The organism is Allomesorhizobium camelthorni, from assembly GCF_011045125.1.
Classification (GTDB): domain Bacteria; phylum Pseudomonadota; class Alphaproteobacteria; order Rhizobiales; family Rhizobiaceae; genus Allomesorhizobium; species Allomesorhizobium camelthorni.
This window is the reverse complement of record NZ_JAAKZF010000166.1, coordinates 1-6,062: the sequence shown is the minus strand read 5'-3', so window position 1 is coordinate 6,062 and position 6,062 is coordinate 1. Positions and strand designations below refer to the sequence as shown.

Genomic DNA, 6,062 nt, shown 5'->3' with positions numbered 1-6,062 from the left:
TGGAGTTGGACTAAGGCAGTCTCACTGGCCGAAGAGGCGTGGCCGTGAAGATGTTCCGCTTCGGAACCTTTGCCGTGACTGAGTCACAGCCTTCGTCACCTGAGTCAACCTCGCGCAGCCCCAAGACGCCCAGTCCCCAGCTGATGCAAACGGGAATGTGCATGTACCGCAAGCTATCTCCGGACCTAGCGGTACATGGGCACTGGGTGATGTTGATCGATGGGGCTAGACGAAAACGAGTTCCCTATCGAACGTTTGGAGGAGGAGCGGCTCCGGAGATTGTTCGGGGATTTCGCTTCCAGGCATGAGTTGCTCATAAACGCATAAAGACCTCGGTTCCGGTAAGCAAGACCGACTGCACTTCATGCCACCTCTCGGCTAACGCCTCGGACTGGATCTACGTTGAAGCAAGAAACCGTGCCCCCAAGCGGCACCAACATAGGAGAATTACATGGTTCGCGCGCGATCATCGAATCTCATCACTATCGCACTCATGCTGCTTTTCTTCGGGGCTCTACGAGTAGACGCACTCGCTTCTGACCTCGTAGGTCATGTCTACATGCAGACCAATGAGATCCAGAACCGCATCATGCACTTTGGTCGCAATGCGGACGGGCAACTAGGACTACTCGATAGTATCCCTACCGGGGGTGCTGGCTCGGGCGTCTTCAAACCGATCAGCGGTCAGGAGAGCGCGCCCAACGCATTCGAGGGCGCTGGTAGTGTAATCCTAGCCGAATCCAACACCCTGCTGTTTGTGACGAACGGCGGCGACAACAGCGTGACGAGCTTCCGAGTGAGTCCAGAGGGCAAGCTGACTATGATCGATCGGCAATCGACTGGCGAGCCTGCAACCGGGCGCTCCGGAACGGCGAAGTCGCTCGCCTATCGTCCCCAAAGCCGAACACTATATGTACTCCATGCCTTCGGCCCCAACCACCTCCGCTCCTACGAAGTCGCCGAGGACGGCAAACTGAAGCTGCGGCCGGAGCGCAATTCGGTAAACACCGCGACAAAGACCGATCGGGTGTCGACACAAGCGGTTCTGTCGCCCGACGGCCGCTTCTTGCTGGTTGACATCCTCTTCGACGCTCGTCCAGCGTCCAATCCGGACGGGTCGCCAAACTTGGTAGTGGCGAACGCCTCCGACCCAGACGGGCTCGTGATATTCCCGGTGCGCGATAACGGTACGCTCGGCGAGGCTTCGTTCGCCGATGCCGGCGGCGCGGGGCCATTCTACATCGCCTTCCTCAATGGGAGTCGTGATACCTTCCTGAACGGTCTCGCGGTAGGGGACGGCGTGCTAGCGAGCCGCATTGATGGCGAGGGTCGCGTGACCAACGGCCCGTTGGCCCAGATCGACACCTCGCCCGGGAAGCCGTCTGAGCTCTGCTGGCTGCAAGTGACCTCTGACAACTCGCTCGTGCTCGCGACCAACTTCGGTTACGGAACGGTCTCGACCTACCGACTCGTAGACGGCCGGTTGAGCCTTCTCCAGGACCCGGCCAACAACGCGATACCGGGCGACGGTACCTTCCGCGCCGTGAACGGTCTCGTCAGCAGTGGACCCAGCGACAGCTGGCTGACTCCCGACGATCAGTACTTCTACCAGATCTTTGGAAATGCCTCGGTGCTTGTCAGCTACCGCCTCGACAAGACAAGCGGGCGGCTGACGGAGATTGGTCGAAACCAGATTCCCTACAACAGCCCCCAGGGCCTTGCGGGATTCTAGGCATCTACCGGCGGAGCGCGACCGACCAGGCAAGATCCAGCTACTCCCACTGTGATCAGGTCCGGCGGACGCGCTCCCGTCACCATCGTCGCCTTGCCGAGCAAATCAGTCAATCGCGAGGATACTATTGGTGCGGCTTAACGCATACGGTCAGAGGCCGGCCTCGCCTGCCTTGTTTGACGCTTCGAAAGGGAGCGAGGAGTTCTTTACAACACGCCTCGATGCATTGATGGCGGAAGGGCTGTACCGAGTGTTCGCTGAACTGGAGCGTTGCGTCAGCGAGTTCCCGCGCGCCCTCGAACATCGTTTCGGTTCCGACGTCACTGTCACCTCTATTGCGGGCAGAAGGGGCCGTCGAGTTTGGTGTCGGAAACTCACGCGCCCTCGCGCACGTCGCTTTCTATGTCGCAGCGTCCACCGAGGGGATCTTAAGTTTCTCGTCCTTTGACGCTCTGAATCTGGTTGGGTTAGGAATCTATTTTTTCGGCGCCGGAATGCTACTCTTTGTCGTACGACTTCTCGGACCGCTCTGGACAGTCAAACTGTTCATCGCCCGTAACCATGGGTTGGTCAGGCATCCCCTTTTCCGCCACATCCGTCACCCCAACTACTACCTGAACATAGTGCCCGAATTGATCGGCTATGCTCTAGCTCTACACGCGCCCATCACCCTGATTGTAGGACTGCCGATCTATGCGCTTCCGCTTGTTATCCGCATCCGTCAGGAAGAAAGGGTTATGCGAGACCAGTTCGCTACATACTGATGGTTAGAGAGAAGAGGCATCGCGCAAAGTCCAGCATTTGCAGATGTATTCGTAAGGGGTGAACCCCTTCAGGGACTTCAGCCACCGAGCATAATTGTAGGCGCCAAGGAAGTCCGTCAGGTGCGCTTCGAGCTGATCGAGCGATCGTAACGACAGCGTTGGACGGTCGCTTCCTTGATCGCCCGGTTCATGCGCGCGACTTGGCAGAAAGGTCGATGACGAGGTCGACCGGGACGAGCGGATTGATTTCTCTGGATCGCCACGGAGCAAAACCATGGCATCGCGCATCGCGGCGAGACCGACGACGGCCGGAACGCCAGTGAAGTTCTGCATCAATACGCGGGCCAGGCGATAGGCAATCTCGTTCTCGACGGCCCCCTTGTTCGTCAGCCATGCGGCGGCGACAACGCTGTGTTCCTTGGTAGCCGGTTGGCTGTCTTCAAAGCGCAGGAGGTTCTCGAGCGGCATCGTAACCATCAGGTGAGGACCGCGGTAGGGAATGAGTGATCAGATGCCGCCGGCCAGGTTACGCCTTCTTGAGCAATCTTGCCTTGCCCGCGTTTCGGCGGTTGGCGATGCGGGCGAGCGCGTATCTGATCGGCAGTTCGTCGATCACGTCGGGATCATAGTCATCTGCCCATTGGCATGCATCGGCATTGTCAGGATGGTCTGGGTCGGCCAACACCCCGAGCATGTTGTAGAAGCCGGCGGTGCCACCGCAATCTTCGGGCGGAGCGTTTCTCTCGCCACCGACATACGGGGGATAGGAAACCTCGGGGTCACCGGCGTGCCACCAGTGACGACGAGACGATGCTCCCAGCTGTCCCCGAACTCGTAGAGGTAGTCGATCGTCGTTTTCCTCTGTTTGAGGACAACATCCCGCAGGTGCCTTGGCTGCCTCCTTGCGCGACTCCGTTCCCCAGTCCTCGTCCATCGGCAAGCGGTAGCTCTGCTTGCCGACCCTGAACCGCCACAGGTGGTAGTCGAACCACTTATGACGGCCTGGATGACGTCGTGCAGCACCTTCGGCGTGACCGATGTCGGCACTTCGACCTCCCGCCAGATCAGGGTATCGGTGTCGCGCAGTTCGATGCGGACCGTGGCGATCTCGTCGGAGCTGTCGGATGCTGGTGTCTTCGGGCCGGACTCATGCCGCCAGTCTTGCAGATCGCGCCTTCCAGTATTCTTTGAGGTCCGGCGTGCTTTTGCCGCGCGTCCGACAAGCCTGCCGGCTTCACCAGAAGCACGTCGACCATGAGGATGAAGATAGCCGCTGCCGACGCCTCGCCGGTCGCGGATCCTGGGACGGTCAAACCCGCTCAAGCAAGGCCACGGTCCCTTGGCCGCCATCGGCGCAGACGCTGACGATCGCGCGTGATCCCGCAGGTCGCGACCAGAGCTCCTTCACCGTCTGACTCAAATCACGCGCGCCCGTAGCGCCAAACGGGTGGCCGATCGCGACCGAACCGCCATTGGGGTTGACCCGATCCCACACGAAGGTGCCGAAATCCGCGTCAACGCCAGTCTTGGACCGGATCCAATCATCACGCTCGATGGCAGCGACGTTCGCCAGCACCTGGGCGGCGAAGGCTTCGTGGATCTCCCAGAGATCTATGTCGTCGAAACGAAGGCCGTAGCGCGCGAGCAAACGAGGAATCGCATAGGACGGCGCCATCAGCAGCCCTTCGTTGTGGTCGACCGCTGCTATCTCATAATCGACCAAACGCAGATAAGGAGTATTCGCCGGTAGTCGGGCGATACCGGCCTCGTTGGCGATCCAGCATCCGGCGGACCCGTCGGTAATGGGTGACGAATTCCCAGCCGTCAGCGTTCCCTGTCCGCTCGTCCTGTCGAATGCAGGCTTGAGTGCGGCGAGCTTCTCCGCCGACGTGTCTACGCGCGGATTGGCGTCACGCTCGAGTTCCGGCAGCTTGATGACCAGATCGTCGAAGAACCCGCTATCCCACCCGGCGACAGCACGCTGGTGGCTCCTGAGCGCCAATGCGTCCTGCGCCTCGCGGCTGATGTGCCACTCCTTCGCAGTCTCTTCCATGTGGTCGCCCATCGTTCGGCCGGTAATCCGGTTAGCCCATCCCCTGATTGGAAGCACATAGTCTTCCGGTTCGAGCGCCCGCAGCGCGGCCAAGGCGGCGGCGGAATCGTGGCCGAATAGCTCGGTCAACCGCCTCGATGCCGCCGATGTCAGCGCGATGGGCGGGCGGCTCATCACTTCTGCGCCTCCGACCATGGTGAGGTCGACCCCGCTGCCAAGCATGCCGGCGGCGGCGAACGCCGCGGTCATGCTGGTCGAACAAGCAAGGACGACGGAGAATGCGGGAACGTTGGGATTGAGCTTGGCGTCGAGCCAGATCTCTCGTGCGATATTACTCCAGCCGATGTTGGGGATCACGCTTCCCCAGACGACAAGATCGGGCTCGGCGCGATCGGCCATGGCCTGGGCGACAGGAACCGATAGGCTGATAGCATCATAGTTGGCGAGTGCGCCTCCTCCACGTCCGAAGGGTGTACGGAGCCCGGCAGCAACGAAGACAGTGTGTGGAAAACGGTGCATGGCAGCTCTCATCTAAGACGTTTGATCTCGATCTTGGCAGTGCCTGTCAGAAACATAATCACTGTAAATCCAGTTTGCAGGATCCCAGTAATAGCGGAGATGTCCTCTGGCCGACATCATTCGTCGGATGCGGAAGCATCCTCAGCTTGAGATCCGGCAAGTTGGCGAACTTTGTTGAGGATATCGGATGGTTCTTGGCGGATCGAAAAATCGGGCTCGACGAAGGCGCCTCTGACAACACCGTCCTGATCGATCACGAAAGTCGCCGGGATTGGCAGCATCCACTCGCTCGTTCCGTGACGATGCCCAAAGTCGTATCCTTGCCCGGCATAGTGTGCTTTGGTTTCGTCAGGGACACGAAAAAGGACGCCGTAAGATATTGCCACGCCATGGTCGACATCCGCGAGCATCGTCAGGTCGAGGTTCAACTGCCGTTTCAGCTGCCTCGGCAGATCACGGGTCTCGGGAGACAGCACAACAAGGTTCGCCTTTAGACTATCAAATTCGGCCTTGACCGCCTGAAGAGCGCGAAGCTCTGCGTTACAGAATGGGCACCATCCACCCCGGTAGAAGCTAACCACAAGCGGCCCTTCACCGCGAAGGTGTTCGGACGAATGAAGTCGTCCATGCGCATCGGGCAGAAGAAAATCTGGCGCCGTATCGCCAACCTGCAATGCGCTCGACGCGACGTCAGTCTTGCGAAGCCAATCGACGAGATGGATGTACGCTTCCCGGTCCGTGTCACTGAACCCAGCTAAAAGCTCGCTACGCACCTGATTGAGGGTCTTGGTTAAAGGGCCAGACATAATTCAACGCTTATCTAAAAATCCTGATGGTTCTAGGGCCAAGGTATTTCGGCGGCGCTGCACGGGGAAATGTCCGACGGTTATCGTTTCCATTCCCAAGGGTTCAAAGGCACACACCTAAGAGTCTTCTGTCAGGAAAAATCCGGCGACATGCGCGGTCATGCGGACATGGCCGTCGCTTTGAGGCG

Annotated in this window: 4 protein-coding genes and 3 pseudogenes; 2 read left to right on the top strand and 5 right to left on the bottom strand. The window is 59.4% G+C overall.

The window, feature by feature from the left end:
- Positions 1-559: 559 nt before the first annotated feature.
- Positions 560-1,732 carry a lactonase family protein gene (locus G6N73_RS34325; RefSeq protein WP_246252804.1) on the top strand — a complete coding sequence of 391 codons (1,173 nt, stop codon included), beginning with the start codon at positions 560-562 and terminating at the stop codon, positions 1,730-1,732.
- 335 nt (positions 1,733-2,067) lie between these two features.
- Positions 2,068-2,496, top strand: coding sequence for an isoprenylcysteine carboxylmethyltransferase family protein (locus G6N73_RS38170; RefSeq protein ID WP_281353026.1), 429 nt, complete (start codon positions 2,068-2,070; stop codon positions 2,494-2,496).
- A 3-nt stretch (positions 2,497-2,499) separates the two neighbouring features.
- Here the strand turns inward: G6N73_RS38170 and G6N73_RS37720 are convergent.
- From G6N73_RS37720 to G6N73_RS34300, 5 genes and pseudogenes are all read right to left on the bottom strand, one after another.
- Positions 2,500-2,699 (bottom strand): annotated as a pseudogene (locus G6N73_RS37720) (IS3 family transposase); the annotation flags it as partial.
- Between the two features lie 2 nt (positions 2,700-2,701).
- A pseudogene (locus G6N73_RS34315) lies at positions 2,702-2,958 on the bottom strand (aconitase family protein); the annotation flags it as partial.
- 64 nt (positions 2,959-3,022) lie between these two features.
- Positions 3,023-3,846, bottom strand: a pseudogene (locus tag G6N73_RS38940) (plasmid pRiA4b ORF-3 family protein).
- Positions 3,806-5,068, bottom strand: coding sequence for a thiolase family protein (locus G6N73_RS34305; RefSeq protein WP_165034335.1), 1,263 nt, complete (start codon positions 5,066-5,068; stop codon positions 3,806-3,808). The pseudogene G6N73_RS38940 and the gene G6N73_RS34305 overlap by 41 nt, the downstream one beginning before the upstream one ends.
- A gap of 116 nt (positions 5,069-5,184) precedes the next feature.
- Entirely contained in the window at positions 5,185-5,874 is a 690-nt protein-coding gene (locus tag G6N73_RS34300) for a peroxiredoxin-like family protein (RefSeq protein WP_165034334.1), read from the bottom strand.
- Positions 5,875-6,062 lie beyond the last annotated feature (188 nt).